Source organism: Thetidibacter halocola (assembly GCF_018224955.1).
Lineage (GTDB): Bacteria > Pseudomonadota > Alphaproteobacteria > Rhodobacterales > Rhodobacteraceae > Thetidibacter > Thetidibacter halocola.
The window spans coordinates 204,311-227,424 of record NZ_JAGTUU010000009.1; the positions used below are offsets into that span (position 1 = coordinate 204,311).

A 23,114-nucleotide genomic window follows, 5' to 3' on the forward strand; every position below is an offset into this window, starting at 1 on the left:
ATTTCTGTAAGCCATTTATTTCGTTATCCTTTTCCGGGTTTTGTGATCTAGATCAAGTCACCGGCGGCTCAGCAGCGTCAGGTCTGGCACTGATCCCCTCACAGGGGTGAAAGACATATTTTGCCGGAGACCCGCCATGCAGACCGTAGCCACAGCCTCACGCGCCGATCAGACACGCGCCCTGAGCCTGAGCACGATCGCCTTTACCGCCTGTTTCGCGGTCTGGACGATCTTTTCCATCATCGGTGTCGCCATCAAGGCCGAGCTTGGCCTGAATGACACCCAGTTCGGCCTGCTGGTCGCCACCCCGATCCTGACCGGATCGGTCACCCGCCTGTTTCTCGGCGTTTGGACCGAGAAATACGGCGGGCGGCTGGTGTTCTCGAGCCAGATGATCCTGACGGCGCTGGCCACATGGGCGCTGACGCTGGCGGACAGCTACATCATGTACTTGATTGCGGCGCTCGGCATCGGCCTCGCTGGCGGATCGTTCATCATCGGCGTGGCCTATGTCAGCCGCTGGTATGACGCTGGCCACCAGGGGACCGCGCTGGGTATCTTCGGTGCGGGCAACGTCGGCGCCGCGGTCACCAAGTTCGTCGCTCCCTTCGTCATGGTCGCCTATGGCTGGCACGGTGTGGCCTATGTCTGGGCCGCGGGGCTCGCCATCATCGGCGTACTGTTCTTCCTGCTGGCAAAGGACGACCCCGAGCTGGTCGAGCGGCGCAAGACAGGGGCGAAGGCACCGTCGCTGGCGCAGCAATTCGCACCGCTGAAGAATCTGCAGGTCTGGCGCTTCTCGCTCTACTACTTCTTCGTGTTCGGCGCCTTCGTGGCACTTGCGCTCTGGATGCCCCACTACCTGATCGACGTTTACGGCGTTGACGTGAAAACCGCTGGCATGGCGGCGGCGTCATTCAGCCTGTCTGCCTCGCTGTTTCGCGCCTATGGTGGTCACCTGAGCGACAAGTTTGGCGCGCGCCAGGTCATGTACTGGACCTTCGGTTTCGCGCTGGTCCTTCTGTTCATGCTGTCCTACCCGCCGACGGATTACGTCATCCAGGGCAAGGACGGGCCGATCGCCTTCTCGACCTCGATGGGGTTCTGGCCCTTCATCGCCGTCCTGTTCACGCTCGGCTTCTTCATGAGCCTCGGCAAGGCGGCGGTCTTCAAGCACATCCCGGTCTACTACCCCAAGCATGTCGGCGCGGTCGGTGGTCTGGTGGGCATGATCGGCGGCCTTGGCGGCTTCGTCCTGCCCATAGCCTTCGGCGCACTCCTGGACCTCACCGGCATCTACACCTCATGCTTCGCACTGCTCTTCGGTCTTGTCGGCATCGCGCTGACTTGGATGCATCTGTCGATCCGGGCCATGGAGCGCGCGGCACATGGCCCGGCGCTCGACGAGCTGCCAAGCCTGCCGGAGATGCAGGAAATCCACGTGCCGGGGAAGACGGTCATGCCGCGCGTCCTCGCGGACTGGCATCCTGAAGACGCCACGTTCTGGGCGGACAAGGGTCGGGCCGTTGCGCGTCGCAACCTCTGGATCTCGATCCCGGCGCTGCTTCTGGCCTTCTCGGTCTGGATGGTCTGGTCGGTCGTCGTCGCCCGTCTGCCCGCCATCGGGTTCGACTTCACCCCGGGCCAGCTGTTCTGGCTGGCGGCCCTGCCGGGCCTGTCGGGCGCGACGCTGCGGATCTTCTATAGCTTCATGGTGCCGATCTTCGGTGGGCGGCTATGGACCACGCTGTCGACCGCCTCGCTTCTGCTGCCTGCGATGGGTATCGGCTACGCAGTCCAGAACCCCGACACGCCGTACCTGATCTTCCTCGTGCTGGCGCTGCTGTGCGGCTTCGGCGGCGGCAACTTCGCCTCTTCCATGGCCAATATCGGCTACTTCTTCCCGAAGGCCGAAAAGGGCAACGCGCTGGCGCTGAACGCAGGCCTCGGCAATCTCGGCGTGTCCGTCATGCAGTTCCTCGTGCCCATCGTCATCACGGCGGGCGTGTTCGGGGCGCTCGGCGGGCAACCGCAAACCATGTCCGACGGCGGCCAGCTCTGGATGCAGAACGCAGGCTTTGTCTGGGTGCCCTTCATCCTCGCAGCCACCGTCGCGGCGTGGCTCGGCATGAACGACATTGCCGATGCCCGCGCCAGCTTCGCCGATCAGGCGGTGATCTTCAGTCGCAAGCACAACTGGCTGATGTGCATCCTCTATACCGGCACATTCGGCAGCTTCATCGGCTATTCGGCTGGCTTCCCCCTGCTGACGCGCCTGGCCTTTCCGGAGGTGAACGCACTCAACTACGTGTTCCTCGGGCCGCTGGTAGGCGCGCTCAGCCGGGCCGGAACTGGCTGGATCAGTGACCGCTTCGGCGGGGGGCGCGTGACCTTCTGGACCTTCGCGGCGATGATCGCGGCCACCTTCGGCGTGATCTCCTTCCTTGGGCTGGGGTCCTTCATCGGCTTCTTCGCCTGCTTCATGGCGCTGTTCTTCCTGACCGGTGTCGGCAATGCGTCGACCTTCCAGATGATCCCGGTGATCATGGGCCGCGAAGTGCCGCGCCTGATGCCGCACCTCGGGGTCGAGGAACGCAAGCGCCAGATCGCCATGGAGTCTGGCGCCATCGTGGCCTTCACCTCGGCCATCGCGGCCTACGGCGCCTTCTTCATCCCCAAGGCGTACGGCACCTCGATCGCGATGACGGGATCGGCCGTTGGCGCGCTCTGGGGCTTCCTGTTCTTCTACGTGATCTGTGTGGCGATCACCTGGCTCGTCTACACGCGCCCCGGCGGCCTGCTGCACGACATCGAACATGGCCGCATCGCCGGCGACGCCGCCGCGCAGCCTGCACAATGACCCAACCGACTTCGCGGGCGGCGCGTGTCGCCGCCCGGATCAAGACACCCGAAAGGACAGCACAATGAGCCATCTGCTCGACAGACTGAACTTCTTCCAGAGCAAGGAGTTGGAGCAATTCTCGGACGGTTGGGGCCAGACCACCCGCGAGGATCGCAGCTGGGAAGACACCTACAGAAACCGCTGGCGGCACGACAAGGTCGTGCGCTCGACCCACGGGGTGAACTGCACCGGATCGTGTTCGTGGAAGATCTACGTCAAATCCGGCATCGTCACCTGGGAGACGCAGCAGACAGACTATCCGCGCACCCGCGCGGGACTGCCCAACCATGAACCGCGCGGATGTGCGCGGGGTGCCTCCTACAGCTGGTATCTCTATTCCGCGAACCGGGTGAAGAACCCCCTCATCCGCGGCAGCCTGATGCGTGCCTGGCGGAAGATGCGCGAGACCATGACGCCAGTGGCCGCCTGGGCCGCGATCCAGAACGATCCGATCCTGCGTGCCTCCTATACCAAGACCCGTGGCAAGGGCGGGTTCGTGCGGGCAAGCTGGGACGAGGCGACCGAGATCGTCGCCGCTGCCAACGCCTATACCGCGAAAACCTACGGGCCCGACCGGGTGTTCGGCTTCTCGCCCATCCCGGCGATGTCGATGGTGAGCTATGCCGCCGGCTCGCGCTACCTGTCGCTTCTCGGCGGCACCTGCATGTCGTTCTACGACTGGTACTGCGACTTGCCGCCAGCTTCCCCCCAGACCTGGGGCGAACAGACCGACGTGCCGGAATCGGCCGACTGGTACAACGCGGGCTTCCTGATGCTCTGGGGCTCGAACGTGCCGCAGACGCGCACGCCGGACGCGCATTTCTACACCGAGGTCCGCTATCGCGGCACCAAGTCGGCCGTGGTCAGCCCGGACTATTCGGAAGCCGCCAAGTTCGGCGACATCTGGCTGAACCCGCAGGCGGGCACCGACGCGGCGCTGGCAATGGCGATGGGTCACGTGATCCTGCGCGAATTCCACCTCGACCGGCAGGCCGAGTATTTCGAGGAGTATGCCCGCAAGTACACGGACATGCCGATGCTCGTTCGGCTCGATGAAAAGGACGGGCATCATGTCCCTGGCCGGATGCTGCGCGCCGACGACTTCGACGGCAAGCTTGGCGAGGCCAACAACCCCGACTGGAAGACCGTCGCTTATGACGAGGCGTCGGGTCAGATCGTGGCGCCCAACGGGTCCATCGGGTTCCGCTGGGGCGAAGAGGGAAGATGGAACCTCGAAGAGAAAGCGAAGGGCGCTGAAAGCAAGCTGCGCCTCAGCCAGATCATGGATGGTGATCACGATGAGGTCGTAGGCGTCGACTTCCCTTATTTCGGCGGTGCTGCCACGGGCGACTTCGTGAAATGCGATCACCCCGAAGTGTTGACCCGGAACATTCCAGCGCGCCGTGTGAAACTTGCCGACGGGTCCGAGGCGCTGGTTGCCACCGTTTTCGACCTCTTCTGCGCCAACTACGGTCTCGACCGGGGTCTTGGCGGTGACTGGGTGTCCAAGGATTTCAACGACGACAACCCCTACACCCCCGCCTGGGCCGAAAAGATCACCGGCGTCGAGCGCGAGAAGATCATCGCCGTGGCGAGGGAATTCGCAGGCAACGCCGAAAAGACCCATGGCAAGTCCATGGTCATCCTCGGCGCTGGTCTGAACCACTGGTACCACATGGACATGAACTACCGCGGCATCATCAACATGCTGGTGATGTGCGGCTGCATCGGGCAGGAAGGCGGCGGCTGGTCGCATTACGTGGGTCAGGAGAAGCTGCGCCCGCAGACGGGCTGGCAGCCTTTGGCCTTCGCGCTCGACTGGAACCGCCCGCCGCGACACATGAACTCGACGTCTTGCTGGTACGCCCATACCGACCAGTGGCGCTACGAGACACTGCGCGCGGGCGAGATCCTGTCGCCAACCGCACCCGAGGGCGATTGGGACATCAGCCTGATCGACTATAACATCCGGGCCGAGCGCATGGGCTGGCTGCCGTCCGCCCCGCAGCTCAAGACCAATCCGCTGGAAGTCTCGAAAGCCGCAAAGAAGGCCGGGAAGGAGATCAAGGACTACGTCGCCGAACAGCTGAAAGCCGGTGATCTGGAGATGTCCTGTCAAGACCCGGACGCCCCCGAGAACTGGCCGCGCAATCTGTTCGTCTGGCGTTCGAACCTGCTGGGGTCGTCTGGCAAGGGACACGAGTACTTCCTCAAGCACCTCCTGGGCACCGACCATGGGGTGATGGGCAAGGACCTGGGCGAGGAAGGCGGCGTGATGCCGAAGGAGGCCCGCTGGCACGACGAAGCGCCGAAGGGCAAGCTCGACCTGCTGGTGTGCATCGACTTCCGCATGTCTACGACGGCGGTCTATTCCGACATCGTCCTGCCCACGGCCAGCTGGTACGAGAAGGACGACCTCAACACCTCGGACATGCACCCCTTCATCCATCCGCTGCAGGCGGCGGTGGACCCGGCCTACGAGAGCAAGTCCGACTGGGAGATCTTCAAGTCCATCGCCCGGAAATTCTCCGAAGTCGCGCCCGAGGTTCTGGGTGTCGAGACCGACATCGTCCAGCTTCCTCTCCTGCACGATACCGCCGCCGAACTGGCGCAGGCGCATGTGAAGGACTGGAAGAAGGGCGAATGCGACCTGATCCCCGGTAAGACAGCGCCGAACTACATCGCCGTCGAGCGGGACTATCCGAACCTCTACAAGAAGTTCACCTCGGTCGGTCCGCTCCTTGAAAAGCTTGGCAACGGTGGCAAGGGGATCACCTGGGACACCAGGACCGAGGTCAAGCACCTGCGCGATCTGAATGGCGTGGTCCAGGATGAGGGCGTCTCGAAAGGCCAGGCGAAGCTCGAAACCGCCATCGACGCGGCCGAGATGATCCTGATGCTGGCCCCCGAAACCAACGGCGAGGTGGCCGTGAAGGCCTGGGAAGAACTGGAGAAGCCCACCGGCCGGCATCACGCCCACCTCGCGGAAGGCGCGCATCACACCAAGATCCGCTTCCGCGACATCGCCGCGCAACCGCGCAAGATCATCTCCAGCCCCACATGGTCGGGCATCGAAAGCGAGGAGGTCTGCTACAACGCGGGCTACACCAACGTGCACGAGCTGATCCCGTGGCGCACCCTGACGGGCCGCCAGCAGCTCTACCAGGATCACGAATGGATGCGTGCCTTTGGCGAAGGCTTTGTCAGCTATCGCCCGCCGGTGGACCTCAAGACCATCACGGCCGCCGTCAACAACGACGCGGCCGAGGGTAGCCCGCACGTGGTGCTGAACTTCATCACGCCCCACCAGAAATGGGGCATCCACTCCACTTATACCGACAACCTGCTGATGCTGACGCTGAACAGGGGAGGACCGGTGGTCTGGATGTCCGAGGTGGACGCGGCAAAGGCGGGCCTTGTCGATAACGACTGGGTCGAGGCTTACAACATCAACGGCGCGCTAACGGCTCGGGTTGTGGTGTCCCAACGCATCAAGCAGGGCACGCTGTTCATGTATCATGCGCAGGAAAAGATCGTGAATACGCCTGGGTCCGAGAAGACCGGCAACCGCGGCGGCATCCACAACTCGGTCACCCGCGCGACGCTGAAACCCACGCACATGATCGGCGGCTACGCGCAGCTGTCCTACGGCTTCAACTACTACGGCACAGTGGGCAGCAACCGCGACGAATTCGTTATCGTGCGGAAAATGAAGAAGATCGACTGGCTCGACAAACCCGCAAGCCGGTCCGCAACCCAGAACGTGGAGGCAGCGGAATGAGAGTTCGTGCGCAAATTGGCAAGGTCCTGAACCTCGATAAGTGCATCGGGTGTCATACCTGCTCGGTCACCTGCAAGAACGTGTGGACTACCCGCGAAGGCGTCGAATACGCGTGGTTCAACAACGTCGAGACCAAGCCCGGCACTGGCTATCCGACCGACTGGGAAAACCAGAAGCGCTGGAACGGCGGCTGGACGCGATCCGCGTCGGGCAAGCTGCACCCCAAGCAGGGCAGCAAATGGCGGATCCTGGCGAACATCTTCGCTAACCCCTCGATGCCCGAGATCGACGATTACTACGAGCCGTTCGATTTCGACTACGACCACCTGAAATCGGCACCCGACATGACGGCGTTCCCCACCGCGCGCCCCCGGTCGAAAATCACCGGAGAGCGTATGGAGAAGATCGAGAAAGGTCCGAACTGGGAGGAGATCCTGGGCGGCGAATTCTCGAAGCGCTCCGCCGACTACAACTTCGAGGACGTGCAGAAGGAGATCTATGGAGAGTACGAAAATACCTTCATGATGTATCTGCCGCGACTGTGCGAGCATTGCCTCAACCCAACATGCTCGGCCTCGTGCCCCTCGGGCGCGATCTACAAGCGCGAGGAGGACGGCATCGTCCTGATCGACCAGGAGAAGTGCCGCGGCTGGCGGATGTGCATCTCGGGCTGTCCCTACAAGAAGGTCTACTACAACTGGGATACCGGCAAATCCGAGAAGTGCACCTTCTGCTATCCGCGTATCGAATCCGGCCAGCCGACGGTCTGTTCAGAAACCTGCGTCGGGCGCATCCGCTATCTTGGCGTGATACTTTATGACGCTGACAAGATCGAGGCGGCGGCGAGCGCCGAGCGCGAAACCGACCTCTATGGCGCGCAGCTCGACGTGTTCCTCGACCCCAACGACCCCGAGGTGATCGCCGCGGCTCGCCGTGACGGTGTGCCCGAGGACTGGATCGAGGCCGCCAAGGTCAGCCCGGTCTGGAAGATGGCGATGGATTGGAAGGTCGCCTTCCCGCTGCACCCGGAATACCGGACGCTGCCGATGGTGTGGTACATCCCGCCGCTCAGCCCGATCCAGAACGCCGCTCAGGCGGGACAGATCGCGATGAGCGACCAGATGCCCGACGTGCGGTCGCTGCGGATCCCCGTGAAGTACCTCGCCAACATGCTGACGGCGGGTGACGAGGAACCCATCGTTCACGCCCTCGAACGCATGTCCGCGATGAGGCTCTACATGCGGGCGCTCAGCGTGGACGGCGTGCGGGACGAGGCGATCGCCGCCCGGGTCGGCATGTCCGGCCGGGTGATCGAGGACATGTACAAGATCATGGCCATCGCCGACTACGAGGATCGTTTCGCGATCCCCACGGCGCACCGCGAACAGAACGAACATGGAGCCGACATACGGGGCGGCTGCGGCTTTACCGACGGCAACGGCTGTTCCACCGGTGAGGCCGGCAAGACCACTTTGTTCGGCGGCAAGAAAAAGAAATTCGCCCTTCCGCAGGAGACCTTCTGATGATGGACCGCACACTCAAGGCCCTGTCGCTGATCCTGAGCTATCCCTCGCGGGAGCTTCAGGAGGCCATGCCCGAAATCGGGGGCGTCATCGCAGCCGAACCCCGCATCGCCGCCGACACACGAGCTGCGCTGCGCAGGTTGGCCGACGGCTTCGCAAAGGCCGACCTATACGACCTGCAGGAAAGCTATGTGATGCTCTTCGACCGGTCGCGGACGCTGTCGCTCAATCTCTTCGAGCATGTTCACGGCGAAAGCCGTGACAGGGGCGGCGCCATGGTCAGCCTGATCGAGACCTATCGGGCGGGCGGGTTCGAACCCGCCACCTCGGAACTGCCGGACCACCTGCCGGTGTTGCTGGAATTCCTGTCGACGCGTCCCTTCGCAGAAGTGCAGGAAACTCTGGCGGACGCGGCGCATATCCTTGATGCTCTCGCGGCCCGGCTTGTCCGGCGCGACAGCGGGTATGCTGCCGCGTTCGCCGCTCTTTCCCAGCTCGCCGACATGCAGGCCGACGCCGAAGCCGTGGCCGACATGCTGTCTCAGCCCGATGATGACCCGACCGACCTCGCGGCGCTCGATGCCGTTTGGGAGGAAACCGAGGTTACGTTCGGCCCCGATCCGAACGCAGGTTGCCCGCAAGTCCGCGACATGCTCGCGGCGATGGACAAACCTGGGTTCAATCCTACCCCCGCCCCGCAACCATTGAACAGGAGCGCATGACATGTTTGGCGACTTCGACATCAACTTCGTCATCTTCGGGGTCATGCCCTATGTCGCGCTGACGATCTTCCTCGTGGGATCGATCGTGCGTTACGAGCGGGACCCCTTCACCTGGAAGAGTTCCTCGAGCCAACTTCTGCGCCGAAAGCAGCTGATCTGGGGGTCGATCCTGTTCCATGTCGGCATCCTGACCGTGTTCTTCGGTCACCTCGTCGGCCTCTTCACGCCGGTCTGGGTGCTGGATGCCATCGGTATTCCCTATGCGCTCAAGCAATGGATGGCAGTTCTGATCGGCGGCCCGGCTGGCATCGCCGCCCTGATCGGATCGACCATGCTGATCCATCGCCGCCTGGTCGATCCACGCATCCGCGTGACATCGACCTTCCCCGACATCCTGATCATGGTCCTGATCTGGCTGCAGCTGGCCATCGGCCTGCTGACGATCACCCAGACGCTGCAGCACATGGACGGGTCGGAAATGGTCCGCTTCATGACCTGGTCGCAGAGCGTGGTCAGCTGGAACATCAACGCCTGGGTCACCGTCGTCGACGTGCACTGGCTCTACAAGCTGCACATCTTCCTCGGGCTGATCATCACGGCGCTGTTTCCGTTCACGCGGCTCGTCCACATCTGGTCCGGTTTCGCCGCGCCGTTCCGCTACCTGCTGACGCGGCCCGGCTACCAGATCGTGCGGTCGCGCCGGCACCGTCCTCTGGAAGAACGCCGCCGCGCCTATGACAAGGTGCAAGCCAAGCGCGGTCCTACCGCCACGACGCCCGCGGAGTGAGCCAGATGAACGTGGCCCTGTTTCCCGATGTCGTCGTGAACGGCGAAACCATCCCCTCGGCGGCAATCGCCGCCGAGGCCCAGAACCACAGCGCCCCCAAGGACAAGCCGGGGATCGCCTGGCGCAAGGCGGCGCAGGCGCTGGCGATCCGTGCACTGCTCTTGCAGGAGGCGAAGCGGCGCGGGTTGACGCCCGACCCACTCGAGTTGGCGCCGGGGCGGTTCGAGACGGACGACGAAGCCCTGATCCGCGCCCTGCTGGACGAGGCGCTGGTGATCGCGCCCGTCAGCGAAGGGGCCGTGCGCGCGGAATGGGAGAAAGACCCCGCCCGATATCGTTCGGCACCGCTCTGGGATGTCTCGCACATCCTGTGCGCCTGCGATCCGCGCGACGAAGCCGAGTGCGCCGCGGCCAAGGCACGGGCCGTTGCCCTGCTGGCGCGACTCGACGGTGATGCCAAGGGATTTGCCGCTGCCGCGCGCGAAAGCGATTGCGGTTCGAAGGCTTCTGGCGGCCATCTGGGTCAGCTTGGCCCCGGCGACACCGTGCCGGAGTTCGAGGCAGCCCTGCGCTCCCTGACCGAAGGGGCCGTGACCCCGGCGCCCGTGTTGTCGCGCCACGGCTGGCATATCATCCGACTGAATGCCACGGCGCCGGGGCAGGTGCTGCCCTACGGCACCGTTCGGCCGAAGATCGCGCAGGCGTTGGAAAAGGCAGCCTGGGCGCGCGCCTCGCGCGCCTTCGTGGAGAGCCTCGGTCAAGGGGCGCAGATCTCCGGCGCAAGCCTGACGCCGATCTGAACCACGTGAAAGGACGTGTGATGAAACCGTCAGAGACAGTGACGCGCGGAAGTGGCGACAAACCGACGAGTCCGAGCCTTCTCGCAAATCCTCTGGACTTCATCAGCGAAGACCACCTGCGTGAACGACAGATTTGCGCAGTTATCGACGCGCTGGCAACGGCGGACGCTTTCAATCGCCAAAAAGCGACAACGGTACTGCGCTTTGTGAACGAGGAACTGAACGTCCACCTGCGCGACGAGGCTGAGGACCTGTTCCCGCTTCTTGCCCGGCGCTGCACAGAAGAGGATGCGATTGAGGGTGCGATCGACCGGATCAGGGCCGATCAGGATGAGGCGATGCGTCTGCTGCCCGAAGTGCGTGCGATGCTCGCCGGTTGCCTTGATAGGGGGGCCGATCTGTCCGCAAAGGAGCGCGGGGTGTTGTCCAGGTTTGCGGGGCACGTGCGGCGCCACCTCGTTGCCGAAAACGCGATCCTCTTGCCGATTGCCCGCGCCCGGCTGACTCGGGCCGATCTGCGGATCCTGTCGAAACACATGCGATCCAGACGCGGGCTGCCAGATTTCCCGGAGACGACCGATGCTGAATGACCTTCTGGAGCGTAACGTGGCGTGGTCGAAACAACGCCACGACGAGGAGCCTGACTATTTCACCCGCCTTGCCGCCCTTCAGGCGCCCGAGTTCTTCTGGATCGGCTGTTCGGACAGCCGGGTACCGGCCAACGTGGTGGCGGGGCTCGATCCGGGCGAGGTGTTCGTCCATCGCAACGTTGCCAACATCGTTCATTCCTCGGACATGAACTTGCTCTCGGCGCTGGAATTCGCGGTCGATGCGTTGCATGTGCGCGAGATCATCGTTTGCGGCCACTATGGCTGCGGGGGGGTCAAGGCCGCGACCGAGGATCTGCCACACGGTCTGGCCGATCACTGGCTCGAGCCGATCCGGCGCCTGGCCCGCGCATATGCGGTCGATCTGGGGCGCGAAACCGACCTCGAAGCACAACGCGACCGGCTGGCCGAACTCAATGTGGTCGAGGGCGTGCGGCGCGTCTGCGAGACGCCGATCCTTCAGAGGGCATGGCGCCGTGGAGCCGATGTCCGCGTGCACGGCCTGATTTACGGGCTCAAGGACGGGCGCCTGCGCGACCTCGATTGCAGCATCGGGCCCGGGCATTTCCAGCCTACCAATTCCGCCGAGGAGGCAGCACAATGACCATCCATCAAGCCATCGCGTCACCGGGCTGCGGCTGTGACAGTCAGGACATGCTTCACTCGCTGATCAGCATCGACGAGGCACTGGCCCGGATTGCAGGGCATATAGCACCGGTCGGCCGGACCGAGGCCCTGTCGCTCGACCACGCCTTTGGCCGCATTCTCGCTCAGCCGGTCCGGTCCCGAGCCATGGCACCGGCTTTCGATAATGCGGCGATGGATGGCTATGCGATCGCGACATCGGCCCTCACTGGCGCCGGACCCTGGGTGCTGCCAGTCGTTGCGCGCGTGCCTGCCGGGCAGGCGGTGACGACACCGGTCGCAGGGGCCGTGGCGGCCCGAATCTTTACTGGCGCGCCAGTCCCGTTGGGCGCGGACTCGGTCGTCATGCAGGAGGACGTCCTGCGTGACGGGGACGCTATTCATCTGTCGCACAGACCTGAACCGGGTTTGAACGTCCGCCGCGCGGGTAGTGACATGGCCAAGGGTGCGACCGTTCTGGACAAGGGCCGCAGGCTCGGACCAAGGGAGATCGCCGCCTGTGCCGCCGCCGGCGCGGGCATCCTGCGTGTTCGGCGCAGGCTGCGCGTGGCACTGCTTGTCACCGGCGACGAGGTACGCCGCGCCGGGGGCGCGCGCGAGGAAGCCCAGATCTGGGACGTGAACACACCGATGCTGACGGCAGGCCTTGCAGCTGCGGATGTGGACGTCGTTGCCTCGGCTCATGGTGCCGACAACCTTGCCGGTCTTGTCCGTGAATTGGGCGACATGGCGGCGCAAGCCGATCTTGTCATCACCACGGGCGGTATCTCGGTGGGCGAAGAAGATCATGTGAAGCCGGCCGTCATGGCATTGGGCGGCGAAACCCTGTTCAGCGGCGTCGCGATCAAACCGGGCAAGCCGGTGTCGGTCGGGCGCATCGGCAAGGCGCACTGGCTTGGATTGCCCGGCAACCCGGTATCGGCCTTCGTCACATGGCAGGTCTTCGGACTGGCGCTGATCCGTGCCCTGAGCGGCGCGGGACCCGCCCCGACCCGACGGCATGTCGTGACCGCAGGCCCAATCCGCCGCAAGCCCGGGCGCTGCGAACTCCGACCCGCCACGCTGGCCGGTTTCGATGGCCATGGTCGCGAGATCGTCTCCTTCGAGGATGCCACACATTCGGCCCGTGTCGGGCTGCTCTCTCCAGCGGACGGGCTGATGTTTCTGCCCGCCGACGTCGAATCCCTGCCAGCCGGTGCGCTGGTCGAATTTCAACCTTTTTGCCAATCCTGAAGGAGCCCCGGACATGAAACTTGCTTACACGATGGCGCCAGGACGCGGCGATACGGATCTGGTGCTTGAACGGCTGGCAGCGAACCTCGCAGCCCGGGGCCTCAGATGCTGCGGAACCGTCCAGATCAACAGCGAGCGCGCCGATGCCGGCCCCTGCGACATGGATGTGCGGGTGCTGCCCGATGGTCCCGTTCTGCGCATCAGCCAGGACCTTGGCCCGCAGGCGCGGGGGTGCCGCCTCGACCCGGCCGCGCTGGAAACGGCGGTCGGGCTGGTCAAGGTGAGCCTTTCATCCGGCGCGGACCTGCTGATCGTCAACAAGTTCGGAAAGCACGAGGCGGAGGGGCGGGGGTTCCGCGACGTGATCGCTGAGGCGGTTGCGATGGAGATCCCCGTTCTGGTCGGACTCAATGCGCTCAACCGACCTGCCTTCGAGAACTTCGCGGAGAGGCTGGCAATCCAGCTGCAGCCCGAACCCGCAGCGCTGATGGCGTGGGTGAACGAGGTGACAGCGTCGGCGGACGAACTGGTCTGATTTCGGCCAATGGTTCGGATCTGTTTTCTTTGTCTGCGGGAATTGCGTGCACGGCGGTCGCTGCAAAAGGGATTGTCCTGCCCAGTTTCCGAGATGGGCCGAGCACATGCCGTGCTATTTGTGGCGAACGTGTGAGACCACGTCCACGTTGGCTGACGGGATCTTGCTGATCCTGAAGAAGCTATCGCGCCAGCGGCTCACCCGTTTCGCTGCCAGTCGTGATAGTATCGGGAGACCGCCAAAAACATCGTGAGATTAAATAATAACAATAGGTTAGAGGGTAGAGAACGTTGGATTCCAGGCCCATCCCCTCCGCCACTATCCCTGTTGCGAACACGGACAGGCGCCCCAAACGGCACGGAAATAGTCGTGTTTTCAAAGGGCTTTGCCTCCCCCATCCGAACCTCTGAGACCGCGCGCCAAGCCCGTTCCGGGCTCTGAACGGCGCTCCGTCTCTGTTCGGGCGAACCTCGCCAAATTCGGTTCGGTCGGATTTTTCGTCGGCTTTCCAATGGCCTGAGTTTCAACGCCGCCAAAACTTTGGCCCTTGTTTCCATCGCCTTCAAGGCGACCAGAGCCGCAACAAGCGAGAGGCGCAGCCGTTGGGTGCGATGGCCGAATGGCGCGTAGCGGTGGCGGTAGTTTGCCGTGGCGTCCGCGTCGATAATCGCGGACGGCACGCGCCGCACTGTGCGACCACTTACGTCGAGAGTGGCCTGGACTTCCGCTTTCTCGTCTTGCAGCGGCCTATCCTTCACCAGGTCAGCGGACGGCTCATCGAACCGTAGTCCGCCATTGCGAAATACCGGCTGGACGGCAGAGACTGCTTCCTGAGCCACTCGTCGAACGCCCGCTTGCGCCGGCGTTCCTCCTGCGGAGTCTCTCCGGCCGCGTTCCTTCTGGTCACGCGCCGCTTGCATGTCGGGCGGAAGCCGTTTTTCATGACTGCTCTCTCGAGTTGTATCCGTTATTCGCGAGGGCATCCTCGTAGTGGCGCTCGAGCTTGCTCCTCATTTCGTCGAGGCACCGCACACGTCGGTTCACGGCAGCCATGAGCTTCTCGTCAAGCCGTTCCGCGCCCTCTCCGTAGGCAAGACTACGAAGGATCGCTGATGCCAAAGTGTCGTCGGGAGCCGGCGTCCACCCGGTCGGTGCTGTGAACAGGGGCCGGAATGCAGGCTGAAGCTCTGGCGGGGTGCTCCACGGCCGATTGGCCATGAAGACGCTCTGCCAATCCTGCATCGGCAGCGTCATCAACTCCCAGGCTGGACCTGCATCGAGCGGCCCGAAATGCATCTCCATGAGCCCTTCGGATATTTCACACTCGTCCGGTTCGTATCGGACCGTCTGGTAGGATGGTCCGGATGGGTCTTCTGCTGTTCCCGGCACAGGCCGTTCTTCAGTGAAGCCACGGCAGACCAGCATTCTGTCGCCGTCAGGAAACCACGCGAACAGATCGCCTTCCTCGTCGGAGAGGGTGCAATTATCGATCTGAGCGCCGTTCACGGTATCGTCCTGCGGTCTCAGAAGATCCTTGGGAGCATGTGTCCAGTGCGGCTCGAGCGCCGATATTCCCAGTGCCAGCGCCTCCGGTTCCTCCTGCGCCGTGAGCTGAAGGTCGATGGACCGGGCTTGCCAGAACACACGCCACGAAGCACCGGGGCGGGCTCGCCCGGTCGCGTTGTCGATGAAGTCAGCCCAGTTGATGTTCGTGGATCTGAAGCCAGCCTCCCGCAGGGCATTTTCCCGAAGCTGCCTTTCTCGACCGTCCATTTCAGTGCTGCGATATGCTTCTTGGACCTCTGTGGCCGGTGCGCTTGCATCAAGACAGAGAACGGTTCGCGGCCAATAGACCCGTGCGAGACGGATCCGCGGCAGAAGTGCAGGTGGTTCTTCGGCGTGGCTCTGTTGCACAAATCGGGTGATGGCCGAGGTTCCCCTTTACCCGGACGGACTTATCCCACGGGCTCTGTGACGGGTATGCCGAGCGCGGTGTAGCCGTTTAGGACGGCGATACGGACCTGAAGCTCGGCGACCTGGCGGTCGAAGTCCCGTGCCATCAGGCGCTGCCCCAGCAGTTTCAAACAATGCATCTTCGTCTCAACGCGGCTCCGGCGGTGGTATCCGCTCCATCGTCGCCACAAGGCTCGGCCGAGGTATTTGGAGGCCCGCAGAATTTCATTTCGCGCGGCGGCGCCGGCGGTGACAGCCTTCCATGGCTTTGCGTTCTTTCGTGGCGGGATGACAGCATGGGCGCCGCGGTCGGCAGCGAGCCACGGCGCTTGAGCGCTTCATTGTAGGCCGGCCAGTTCCTGGTCTTGTAGGTTGGGAGTGCGGGTCTGCTCATGCAGCCCAGCTACCACTTTGGATTCACGAGATGAATCCCTCACGTGATTTATGCAACAGAGCCGTCCGGGATGCCGATCTGTGGTTTTGTGGCCCGACGGGCCTGAAAGACGGGATCCTGAAGGGTCTGAAGGCGCTGGACCAGACGCCGCGACGCGTCCGCTTCGAGCATTTCGAGTTCGCCTGACGAGCTGAACATCGGTTTGGCACACTTACCAGGCTCCGCTCGCGCCCCAGCTTCCCGCCCCGCCAGACCGGCGGGGCATTTTTCTTCCTGACGGCAAGCTGAAGCGAGAATCGCAGCGCCGTCAGGAAGGCCTCAGGTCGGGTCTGCATATCGGTCTCATCAAACGAAAAGGAGACCCTCCGATGCGAAAGATCCTCACCCTTCTTGTTGCCTCCACCGCGCTGACCGCCGTGATCGGCACCACGGCCTGGAGTGCGATGAACGCCGCCCCCGATGGGAGCCCTCGGCCCTTCGCGGCGATCTGGCAGGACGCGACGCAGTCCTTGCCCCTCATCCTCGCCAGTGACGACGATGACGACGATGATGAAAGCCACGGCTCGCGGCGTGATCACGACGACGATGATGACGACGAAGACTGCGACGACGATGACGATGACGATGACGACGACTGCGGCAGCGGCGCTCCCAATCCCGCGCCCGCCGGCACCGTCGCCCCACCGCAGAACGGGCTTTTCGGGAACGGCGCCCCACCGCAGGTCCAGGTGAACTGAGCCTCCCCGACGCACGCGAACCCCGCACCTCGTACACAAGGACCAACCCGATGAAATCGCTTCTTGCGACACTCGCGCTGACCACGGCGCTGACCCTTCCCGGCCTCGCCATGGCGCGCCCGGTGACGCTGACCACGACTCTCAACAGCTACGGTGGCGATGGAGCCTATCTCGCGCTCTACGTCACCGATGCCTCCGGCGCCTACATGGGCAGCCTCTGGATGGCCGGGACCAAGTCGAAATACTACGAGCACCTGACCGACTGGTACCGCGCGACCGGCGGCGACACCGCGCAGGTGAACGGCATCACCGGCGCCAGCGTGGGCGCGGGGCGGACGCTCGAGATAACGCTCGATCTCGCCGATGCGCTGTTCGATGCCGGCTACACGCTGCACATCGATGCCGCCGTCGAGGACATGCGCGACAGCCCGAACGAGGTGGCCGTCCCGCTGACGACCGCTGGCGCCGGCACGCCGGTGACCGGCAGGCGCTACATCGCCAGCTTCGCCTACGACATGTGAGGGGTGATGGCCATGATCCGTGCACTCCATCGCTGGCCGGGTCTTCTGGCTCTGGCTCTCGTCACCGTCCTATCCCTGAGCGGCGCGGCGCTGTCGGTCTTCCCTGCGGCCGAGCGCATTGCCGCGCCGCAGGCCGAGGCGGGCATGACGGTGGCCACCCTCGCGGATCGCATTCAGGGCGCCTATCCGGGCGTCGATCAAATCCGCCGTGCGCCCTCGGGCCGGATCACGGCCTACTGGTTCGATCAGGGCACGCCCGGCGCCGCAGTGATCGACCCCGCCACTGGTCAGGGTGCGGCCTCCGCCGACCCTAACCAGACGCAACGCTGGCTTACCAATCTGCACCGCTCGCTGTTCCTCGGCGATGGCGGGCGCATCGCCATGGCCGTGGGTGCCGCGGCGATGTTGGGTCTGTCGTTCTCCGGTGTCCTGCTGGTCACCCGGCGTGTGGGCGGTTGGCGGAACTGGTTCACGCGGCTGCGCGGACCCCTTGCTGGCCGACTGCATATCGAGATCGCCCGCATCGCGGTGGTCGGCCTTGTCCTGTCGTCTACCACCGCCCTGTGGATGACGGCGTCCACATTCGATCTGCTTCCCGGTGGCGGCGTGCCAGCCATGCCGGTTGAGGTGAGCGGTGAGGCGGCGTTCGCACCTGGTCAGATGCCCCTTCTAGTGGAGACGCCCGTCGACGAACTGCGGGAGTTGAGCTTTCCCTATCCCGCCGATGCGACGGACGTCTTCACGCTGAAGACCGACCAGGGGACTGGGTATCTCGATCAGGGCACCGGTGCACTGCTCGCCTGGACCGACCTTACCGGCTGGGAACGCGTATCAGAGACCATTTACATGCTGCACACCGGACAGGGAGCGCCCACGCTCGGCCTAGTTCTGGGGCTGATGGCGCTCGGCGTTCCGGCGATGGGCGTTACTGGCGTTGTCGTCTGGCTCGCAGGACGGGGGGGGCGGCCGCGCATCCGGGGCAATCAGCCCGCCGGTCGGGCCGAGACGATCCTGCTCGTCGGCAGCGAGGGCGGCAGCACCTGGGGTTTCGCCGCGACGCTTCATGCCGCGCTGAGCCGCGCCGGGCAGAGCGTGCACGCAGCACCCATGTCGGCCTTCTCGCCGGACCGCTACACCAGCGCGAGGCGGATCATTGTCCTCGCGGCGACCTATGGTGACGGCGATTCACCGGCCTCGGCCAAGGGTTTCCTGAGCCGCCTTGCGACCCTCGACCACGCCCCCGGGGCCCCCGTGGCTGTTCTCGGCTTCGGCGATCGAAGCTTCCCGGCCTATTGCGCCTTCGCGAAGGCCGTGTCCGAGGCTGCCCGTGCGAAAGGCTGGTCCGAACTTCTGCCGCTGGACACAATCGACCGCCAGTCACCGCAGGACTTCGCACGCTGGGGCCGCGGCCTCGGGAAAGTGCTGGGGATCGACCTTGAACTCGCCCATCAGCCGGTTCTGCCTGCCACCGAGACGCTCACGCTGATCTCGCGCCGCGACTACGGAAACGAGGTTCAGGCCCCGACCGCGATCCTGCGCTTCGCTCTGCCGAAGGCGACTCTGTGGCAGCGTCTGACTGGAGCGGCCTTCGCACGCTTCACCGCAGGCGACCTGATCGGCATCCTGCCCGAGGGATCACCCGTACCGCGCCTCTACTCGCTCGCCTCCGCGCGCCGCGACGGGTTCGTCGAGATCGTGGTGAAGAAGCAGCCTGGCGGACTGTGTTCCGGCCAACTGACCGCGCTGGAACCCGGGCAAACCGTCACCGCATTCCTGCGCCGCAATCCGGGGTTCCAACCGGGCCGAGGCAAAGCGCCGCTGATCCTGATCGGCGCCGGAACCGGCATCGGCCCATTGGCGGGTTTCGTGCGCGGCAACTCCAGGCGGCGGCCCATCCACCTTTTCTTCGGGATGCGTCACCCGGACAGCGACTTCCTCTACGGTGAGGAGATGCCCGTCTGGCAGGACGAGGGCCATCTGGTCCAGCTTGTAACCGCCGTCTCGCGCGGGGCGCGGCCGCATTACGTCCAGGACGCGCTCCGCAATGAGGCTGCCGAGGTGGCCCGGCTGATCAAGGATGGTGCGCGGGTGTTGGTCTGCGGCGGGCGCGACATGGCCGCGGGCGTCGCCGACGCGCTCGCTGACATCCTTGCTCCCACCGGGCTCTCGCCCGCAGCACTGAAAGCCGAGGGACGCTATGTCGAAGATGTGTACTGAACCGATGCGCCATGCGCTGAACGGTCCGACCATGGGCACGCGCTGGTCCGCGCTGTTCTTCGCGCAAGCGGGTTTCGACCCCGAGCCGGTCCGCGCAGCGCTGCAGGCCGCCGTCGATGAAGTGGACGCGCAGATGTCCACCTGGAAACCCGACAGCGATCTCATGCGCCTGAACGCGGCGCCGGTGGGCGCGTGGGTGGCGGTGCCGGATCGGCTCGGACAGGTTCTGCGGCTCGGGCTCGAGATCGGGCGCGCCTCGGACGGAGCCTTCGATATCGGCATGGGCGATGTGGTGACCGCCTGGGGTTTCGGGCCGCTTGCGGCGACACCCGACCGCATCCGCACCGCGATGAGGACCGACCGGGTGCCCGCGCATGAGGCGTTGGAGATCAACGCGGGCAACGGCCTTGTCCGAAAGACGTCCCCGGTTGCACTGGACCTGAACGGCATCGCGAAGGGGTATGGCGTCGACAGGCTGGCCGAGACGCTGGTGGCGCACGGCATCGACGATGCTCTTGTTGGCATTGACGGCGAAATGCGTGCGCTCGGGCTTCGACCAGATGGGCAAGCATGGACAATCGCCGTCGAGGCCCCGGACGCGGATCGCCGTGCTCCCCATTCCATCTTGGCGCTTCAGGGCGCCGCCGTGGCCACCTCAGGGGACTATCGCCACTGGGTCGAGGTTCAGGGCCGGCGCCTGTCGCACACCATGGACCCGAACCGCGGCGCACCCATACTCGCCTCGACCGCCTCGGTCACGGTCGTAGCAAGGACATGTGCCGAGGCTGACGCCTGGGCTACAGCGTGCATGGTGAAAGGAAGCTTGGAGGGCGGTCAATTGGCGCGTAGAAGCAATCTGAGCGTTCTCTTCATTGATCGTGAGGGCGCTCTGCTTCGCGAAACGCGAGTTGGACGGCTGTTCGAGACCCGTCCAGGCCCCGAGCGCGTGGTTGACGCCGGGATAAGCACCAGATGACCGCTCTGTTTCATGATCGCCTGAACGTCGTCCTTTTGGGCCTGGCATTGCTTGGTCTGGTGTCCGGCCTTGTATTTTGGCTGGTGGGGCAGCCGGATTTTGCCACGATCGCGTGAACGGCAGGGGTCGTTCCTGTCCTCGCGGCCCTTTGCGTCGAAATCGTTCGCAGCGTTTGGAAGGGCGAAGTCGGGCTCGACATCGTGGCGGCGCTGTCGATGTCGGCAGCACTTCTGTTCGGCGAGACGCTGGCTGCGGCGGTGGACGCGCTCATGTATTCGGGTGGTACCTTCCTCGAGAGTTTCGCGCAGGGTCGCGCCCGGCTCGAGATGAGCGATCTTCTGTCTCGCGTGCCCCGGACCGCGACGCGGCATCGCAATGGCGCTCTGGATGAAGTCCCGCTCGACGCCATCGCGCCGGGCGACCTGCTGCTGATCCGGCAGGGCGATGTGGCCCCCGTGGATGGAACGGTCGCGAGCGCGGGCGCGATGCTCGACCTTTCCGCGCTGACCGGCGAGTCGATGCCTGTCCGGCTGGTGCAGGGCCACGAGGTGATGAGCGGCGCGACCAACGCGGGCGAGGCCTTCGATCTGCGGGTCACGCGGGCGGCGGCGGACAGCACCTATGCCGGGATCGTCCGGCTGGTCGAGGCGGCGCAGAAATCCAAGGCGCCGATGGCGCGGCTGGCTGACCGCTACTCGCTGCTGTTCCTCGGCGTCACGGTCGCGCTGGCAACCGCCGCCTGGTGGTTCACGGGCGATCCGATCCGGGCGGTGGCGGTATTGGTGGTGGCGACGCCGTGCCCGCTGATCCTTGCCGTTCCGGTGGCGTTGGTTTCGTCGCCGCGCAGCTTGGCGTCGCCGACCCGGAAAGCACGGTGCTTGCGCCATCGATAGCAGGTCTGCTGGGTCACGCCGATCTGGCGCACCGCATCGGCGATCGCCATTCCTTGCCCTTGCAGAACTTCAACCTGCCGCAGCTTCAACACGATGTCCTCGGGTTTGTCGCGCTTGCCAGCCATCTCTTGGTCCTCCTGAAAATCGGGATAAGACTATCCCAGTTCGTGGACCACTTCAGTGGGGGCACTCCAGTCGAGGGTTCGCACTCCGTGATCACCCCGCCATAGCGGCGCACCGTGTCCTTCTTGGCCTGCGGCGCGGTGCGGGGCATGACCACGTTGCAGGGGATACCCCGTAGCGTGGCGGCATAGCTGAGACACGAGGCGTGGTTGCCCGAGGAATGGGTGGCGACGCCGCGCGCTGCCTGCGCCTCGTCGAGGCCAAAGACGGCATTCGTGGCCCCACGCACCTTGAAGGCACCCGGTTCCTGGAAATTCTCGCACTTGAAGAACAGCTGGCAACCCGCCAGTTCGTTCAGGTAGTCCGACACGCGGACGGGTGTGCAACGGATGTGCGGGGCGATCCGCTCATGCGCATCCAGCATGTCGTTGTAGGTAGGGATAAGCATCAGGCGGCCTCCTTCACCTTCGATGGCGTGGCGGCCCGCACCGGGGCGGCGCCATTGACCTTCCGCGAGGCTGCGAGTTTCTCGGTCACCATCTCGGCTGTGACGGCGGACAGGGTCCAGCCCAGGTGACCGTGCCCGGTGTTGTAGAAGACGCGGTCGCGCACGCCCTGCCCCACCTTCGGCATCATGTTCGGCATCATCGGCCGCAAGCCTGCCCAAGGGATCGCGTGTTCGGTGCTGACACCGGGGAAGAAGCGCTCGCACCACTTGACCAGCGGGCGCACCCGGTCGTCGCGGATATCCAGGTTGTAGCCGTTGAACTCGGCCGTTCCAGCGATGCGGAACCGGTCCTTGCCCAGCCGGCTCGTCACCACCTTGGCCTCGTCGTCCAGCAGGCTGATCCAAGGTGCGGCGTGCTGGCTTTCCTCGTCGTCGAGACGGACGGTGATCGAGTAGCCCTTGACCGGGTAGACGTTCACGCGGTCGCCCAGCTGCGCGCCGATGGCGCGGCTTTCGACCCCGGCGCAGACAACGATGGCGTCGAAGCTGTCAGTCTGGCTCTCGGTGTTGCGGCTCCAGGTGATGCGCACGGCGTCGTCCCCGGCGCGGATTGCCTCGACATCGGCGCCAAAGCGCAGGACGGCGCCCTGGGCCTCGATGGCGCGCGCAAGGCCCGTGGTGTAGCGGTGGATATCGCCGGTGAAATCGCTCTCGGTGTAGTAGCCGCCGTGGAAGCTGCCGCTCAGCGCCGGTTCGATCCCGCGCATCTCGTCGGGGGTCACGGCGCGGCGCTGCAATCCGCCCTCGGCGAGCAGCTTGTTGACCTCGGTCGCGTGGTCGAACTCGGCCTTGCTGGTGTAGACGTGCAGGATGCCGCGATCCTCGCAGTCGAAATCGAAGCCGTGACGCTCTGCCTTTTCCTTGAGCAGACCGCGTGCCGCGATGGCCATTCGGGTCGTCTGCACGGTGTTGGCGCGGTATTGCGGGATCGAGGCCACGAATTCGGCCATCCAGCTATACTTGTGCCAGCTGGGCTTCGGGTTCACCAGCAGCGGCGCGCCTCGGGTCATCATCCACTTCATGCCCTTGAAGACCGTCGACCAGCGGTTCCAGGTCTCGGCGTTCGATGCCGAAAGCTGTCCGCCATTGGCGAAAGAGGTCTGCATTGCCGCATAGCGATTGCGGTCGAAAAGCGTCACGTCAAAGCCCCGGTCCATGAGGCTCGACGCAGTGGTGACGCCGGCAATGCCGGCGCCGATAACGGCTATTCTGGTCATGGTGTCCTCCCGCGACCCAAGGTTCGTCCCGCCGGATGG

General features: G+C 64.6%; 17 protein-coding genes and 4 pseudogenes. 15 read left to right on the forward strand and 6 right to left on the reverse strand.

The window, feature by feature from the left end; all coding sequences use genetic code 11:
* The first annotated feature begins 136 nt into the window (after positions 1 to 136).
* The 10 genes from KB874_RS23240 (at position 137) to KB874_RS20545 (ending at position 13,536) form a co-directional block, all read left to right on the forward strand.
* Positions 137 to 2,860, forward strand: a complete 2,724-nt coding sequence (locus KB874_RS23240) for a nitrate/nitrite transporter (RefSeq protein WP_212538431.1) — start codon at positions 137 to 139, stop codon at positions 2,858 to 2,860.
* A gap of 64 nt (positions 2,861 to 2,924) precedes the next feature.
* A complete protein-coding gene (locus KB874_RS20505) occupies positions 2,925 to 6,683 on the forward strand; it encodes a nitrate reductase subunit alpha (RefSeq protein ID WP_212538432.1) in 3,759 nt (1,252 codons plus the stop codon).
* The gene (gene narH / locus KB874_RS20510; protein WP_212538433.1) at positions 6,680 to 8,206 is read left to right on the forward strand and encodes a nitrate reductase subunit beta; all 1,527 of its coding nucleotides are present in this window, start codon (positions 6,680 to 6,682) and stop codon (positions 8,204 to 8,206) included. Before KB874_RS20505 ends, narH begins: the two co-directional genes overlap by 4 nt.
* A 2-nt stretch (positions 8,207 to 8,208) precedes the next feature.
* Positions 8,209 to 8,928 (forward strand): nitrate reductase molybdenum cofactor assembly chaperone, encoded by a 720-nt coding sequence (narJ, locus tag KB874_RS20515; RefSeq protein WP_212538434.1) that lies wholly within the window; start codon positions 8,209 to 8,211, stop codon positions 8,926 to 8,928.
* A gap of 1 nt (position 8,929) precedes the next feature.
* Complete coding sequence (narI, locus tag KB874_RS20520; protein ID WP_212538435.1) at positions 8,930 to 9,715, forward strand: respiratory nitrate reductase subunit gamma; 786 nt, start codon at positions 8,930 to 8,932, stop codon at positions 9,713 to 9,715.
* 5 nt (positions 9,716 to 9,720) lie between these two features.
* A complete protein-coding gene (locus tag KB874_RS20525) occupies positions 9,721 to 10,515 on the forward strand; it encodes a peptidylprolyl isomerase (RefSeq protein ID WP_212538436.1) in 795 nt (264 codons plus the stop codon).
* Positions 10,516 to 10,535: 20 nt separating this feature from the next.
* Complete coding sequence (locus tag KB874_RS20530) at positions 10,536 to 11,105, forward strand: hemerythrin domain-containing protein (protein WP_123644117.1); 570 nt, start codon at positions 10,536 to 10,538, stop codon at positions 11,103 to 11,105.
* A complete protein-coding gene (locus KB874_RS20535; protein ID WP_109565325.1) occupies positions 11,095 to 11,727 on the forward strand; it encodes a carbonic anhydrase in 633 nt (210 codons plus the stop codon). The genes KB874_RS20530 and KB874_RS20535 overlap by 11 nt, the downstream gene beginning before the upstream one ends.
* Positions 11,667 to 13,001, forward strand: coding sequence for a molybdopterin molybdotransferase MoeA (locus KB874_RS20540; protein ID WP_249200685.1), 1,335 nt, complete (start codon positions 11,667 to 11,669; stop codon positions 12,999 to 13,001). The genes KB874_RS20535 and KB874_RS20540 overlap by 61 nt, the downstream gene beginning before the upstream one ends.
* A gap of 13 nt (positions 13,002 to 13,014) precedes the next feature.
* On the forward strand, positions 13,015 to 13,536 hold the full coding sequence (locus KB874_RS20545; RefSeq protein ID WP_109565327.1) for a DUF2478 domain-containing protein: 522 nt from the start codon (positions 13,015 to 13,017) through the stop codon (positions 13,534 to 13,536).
* A 754-nt stretch (positions 13,537 to 14,290) separates the two neighbouring features.
* Here the strand turns inward: KB874_RS20545 and KB874_RS20550 are convergent.
* From KB874_RS20550 to KB874_RS20560, 3 genes and pseudogenes are all read right to left on the reverse strand, one after another.
* Entirely contained in the window at positions 14,291 to 14,479 is a 189-nt protein-coding gene (locus KB874_RS20550; protein WP_212538437.1) for a hypothetical protein, read from the reverse strand.
* On the reverse strand, positions 14,476 to 15,309 hold the full coding sequence (locus KB874_RS20555; protein WP_212538438.1) for a hypothetical protein: 834 nt from the start codon (positions 15,307 to 15,309) through the stop codon (positions 14,476 to 14,478). Before KB874_RS20555 ends, KB874_RS20550 begins: the two co-directional genes overlap by 4 nt.
* Before the next feature lie 182 nt (positions 15,310 to 15,491).
* Positions 15,492 to 15,803 (reverse strand): annotated as a pseudogene (locus KB874_RS20560) (transposase); the annotation flags it as partial.
* Between the two features lie 448 nt (positions 15,804 to 16,251).
* Between KB874_RS20560 and KB874_RS20565 the strand changes: the two are divergent.
* The 5 genes and pseudogenes from KB874_RS20565 (at position 16,252) to KB874_RS20585 (ending at position 21,227) form a co-directional block, all read left to right on the forward strand.
* Positions 16,252 to 16,620 (forward strand): hypothetical protein, encoded by a 369-nt coding sequence (locus KB874_RS20565; RefSeq protein ID WP_212538439.1) that lies wholly within the window; start codon positions 16,252 to 16,254, stop codon positions 16,618 to 16,620.
* A gap of 50 nt (positions 16,621 to 16,670) precedes the next feature.
* Positions 16,671 to 17,141 carry a DUF2271 domain-containing protein gene (locus tag KB874_RS20570; RefSeq protein WP_153749738.1) on the forward strand — a complete coding sequence of 157 codons (471 nt, stop codon included), beginning with the start codon at positions 16,671 to 16,673 and terminating at the stop codon, positions 17,139 to 17,141.
* Positions 17,142 to 17,153: 12 nt separating this feature from the next.
* Positions 17,154 to 19,358: a PepSY domain-containing protein gene (locus tag KB874_RS20575; protein WP_212538440.1), complete on the forward strand. Its 2,205-nt coding sequence runs from the start codon at positions 17,154 to 17,156 to the stop codon at positions 19,356 to 19,358.
* Positions 19,339 to 20,334: an FAD:protein FMN transferase gene (locus tag KB874_RS20580; RefSeq protein ID WP_212538441.1), complete on the forward strand. Its 996-nt coding sequence runs from the start codon at positions 19,339 to 19,341 to the stop codon at positions 20,332 to 20,334. The genes KB874_RS20575 and KB874_RS20580 overlap by 20 nt, the downstream gene beginning before the upstream one ends.
* Positions 20,331 to 21,227: pseudogene (locus KB874_RS20585) on the forward strand (HAD-IC family P-type ATPase). Before KB874_RS20580 ends, KB874_RS20585 begins: the two are co-directional and overlap by 4 nt.
* On the opposite strand, the pseudogene KB874_RS23045 reads toward KB874_RS20585, so the two are convergent.
* From KB874_RS23045 to KB874_RS20595, 3 genes and pseudogenes are all read right to left on the reverse strand, one after another.
* A pseudogene (locus KB874_RS23045) lies at positions 21,212 to 21,352 on the reverse strand (IS3 family transposase); the annotation flags it as partial. The pseudogenes KB874_RS20585 and KB874_RS23045 sit on opposite strands and share 16 nt — an antisense overlap.
* A 68-nt stretch (positions 21,353 to 21,420) precedes the next feature.
* Positions 21,421 to 21,798: pseudogene (locus KB874_RS20590) on the reverse strand (pyridoxal-phosphate dependent enzyme); the annotation flags it as partial.
* The gene (locus tag KB874_RS20595; RefSeq protein ID WP_212538442.1) at positions 21,798 to 23,075 is read right to left on the reverse strand and encodes a D-amino acid dehydrogenase; all 1,278 of its coding nucleotides are present in this window, start codon (positions 23,073 to 23,075) and stop codon (positions 21,798 to 21,800) included. The pseudogene KB874_RS20590 and the gene KB874_RS20595, both read right to left, overlap by 1 nt.
* Between the last annotated feature and the right edge of the window lie 39 nt (positions 23,076 to 23,114).

Coding starts and splice junctions, on each gene's coding strand:
- KB874_RS23240 (WP_212538431.1), top strand. CDS start 137: ATGCAGACCGTAGCCACAGCCTCACGCGCCGATCAGACACGCGCCCTG.
- KB874_RS20505 (WP_212538432.1), top strand. CDS start 2,925: ATGAGCCATCTGCTCGACAGACTGAACTTCTTCCAGAGCAAGGAGTTG.
- narH (WP_212538433.1), top strand. CDS start 6,680: ATGAGAGTTCGTGCGCAAATTGGCAAGGTCCTGAACCTCGATAAGTGC.
- narJ (WP_212538434.1), top strand. CDS start 8,209: ATGGACCGCACACTCAAGGCCCTGTCGCTGATCCTGAGCTATCCCTCG.
- narI (WP_212538435.1), top strand. CDS start 8,930: ATGTTTGGCGACTTCGACATCAACTTCGTCATCTTCGGGGTCATGCCC.
- KB874_RS20525 (WP_212538436.1), top strand. CDS start 9,721: ATGAACGTGGCCCTGTTTCCCGATGTCGTCGTGAACGGCGAAACCATC.
- KB874_RS20530 (WP_123644117.1), top strand. CDS start 10,536: ATGAAACCGTCAGAGACAGTGACGCGCGGAAGTGGCGACAAACCGACG.
- KB874_RS20535 (WP_109565325.1), top strand. CDS start 11,095: ATGCTGAATGACCTTCTGGAGCGTAACGTGGCGTGGTCGAAACAACGC.
- KB874_RS20545 (WP_109565327.1), top strand. CDS start 13,015: ATGAAACTTGCTTACACGATGGCGCCAGGACGCGGCGATACGGATCTG.
- KB874_RS20550 (WP_212538437.1), bottom strand. CDS start 14,479: ATGAAAAACGGCTTCCGCCCGACATGCAAGCGGCGCGTGACCAGAAGG.
- KB874_RS20555 (WP_212538438.1), bottom strand. CDS start 15,309: ATGGACGGTCGAGAAAGGCAGCTTCGGGAAAATGCCCTGCGGGAGGCT.
- KB874_RS20565 (WP_212538439.1), top strand. CDS start 16,252: ATGCGAAAGATCCTCACCCTTCTTGTTGCCTCCACCGCGCTGACCGCC.
- KB874_RS20570 (WP_153749738.1), top strand. CDS start 16,671: ATGAAATCGCTTCTTGCGACACTCGCGCTGACCACGGCGCTGACCCTT.
- KB874_RS20575 (WP_212538440.1), top strand. CDS start 17,154: ATGATCCGTGCACTCCATCGCTGGCCGGGTCTTCTGGCTCTGGCTCTC.
- KB874_RS20580 (WP_212538441.1), top strand. CDS start 19,339: ATGTCGAAGATGTGTACTGAACCGATGCGCCATGCGCTGAACGGTCCG.
- KB874_RS20595 (WP_212538442.1), bottom strand. CDS start 23,075: ATGACCAGAATAGCCGTTATCGGCGCCGGCATTGCCGGCGTCACCACT.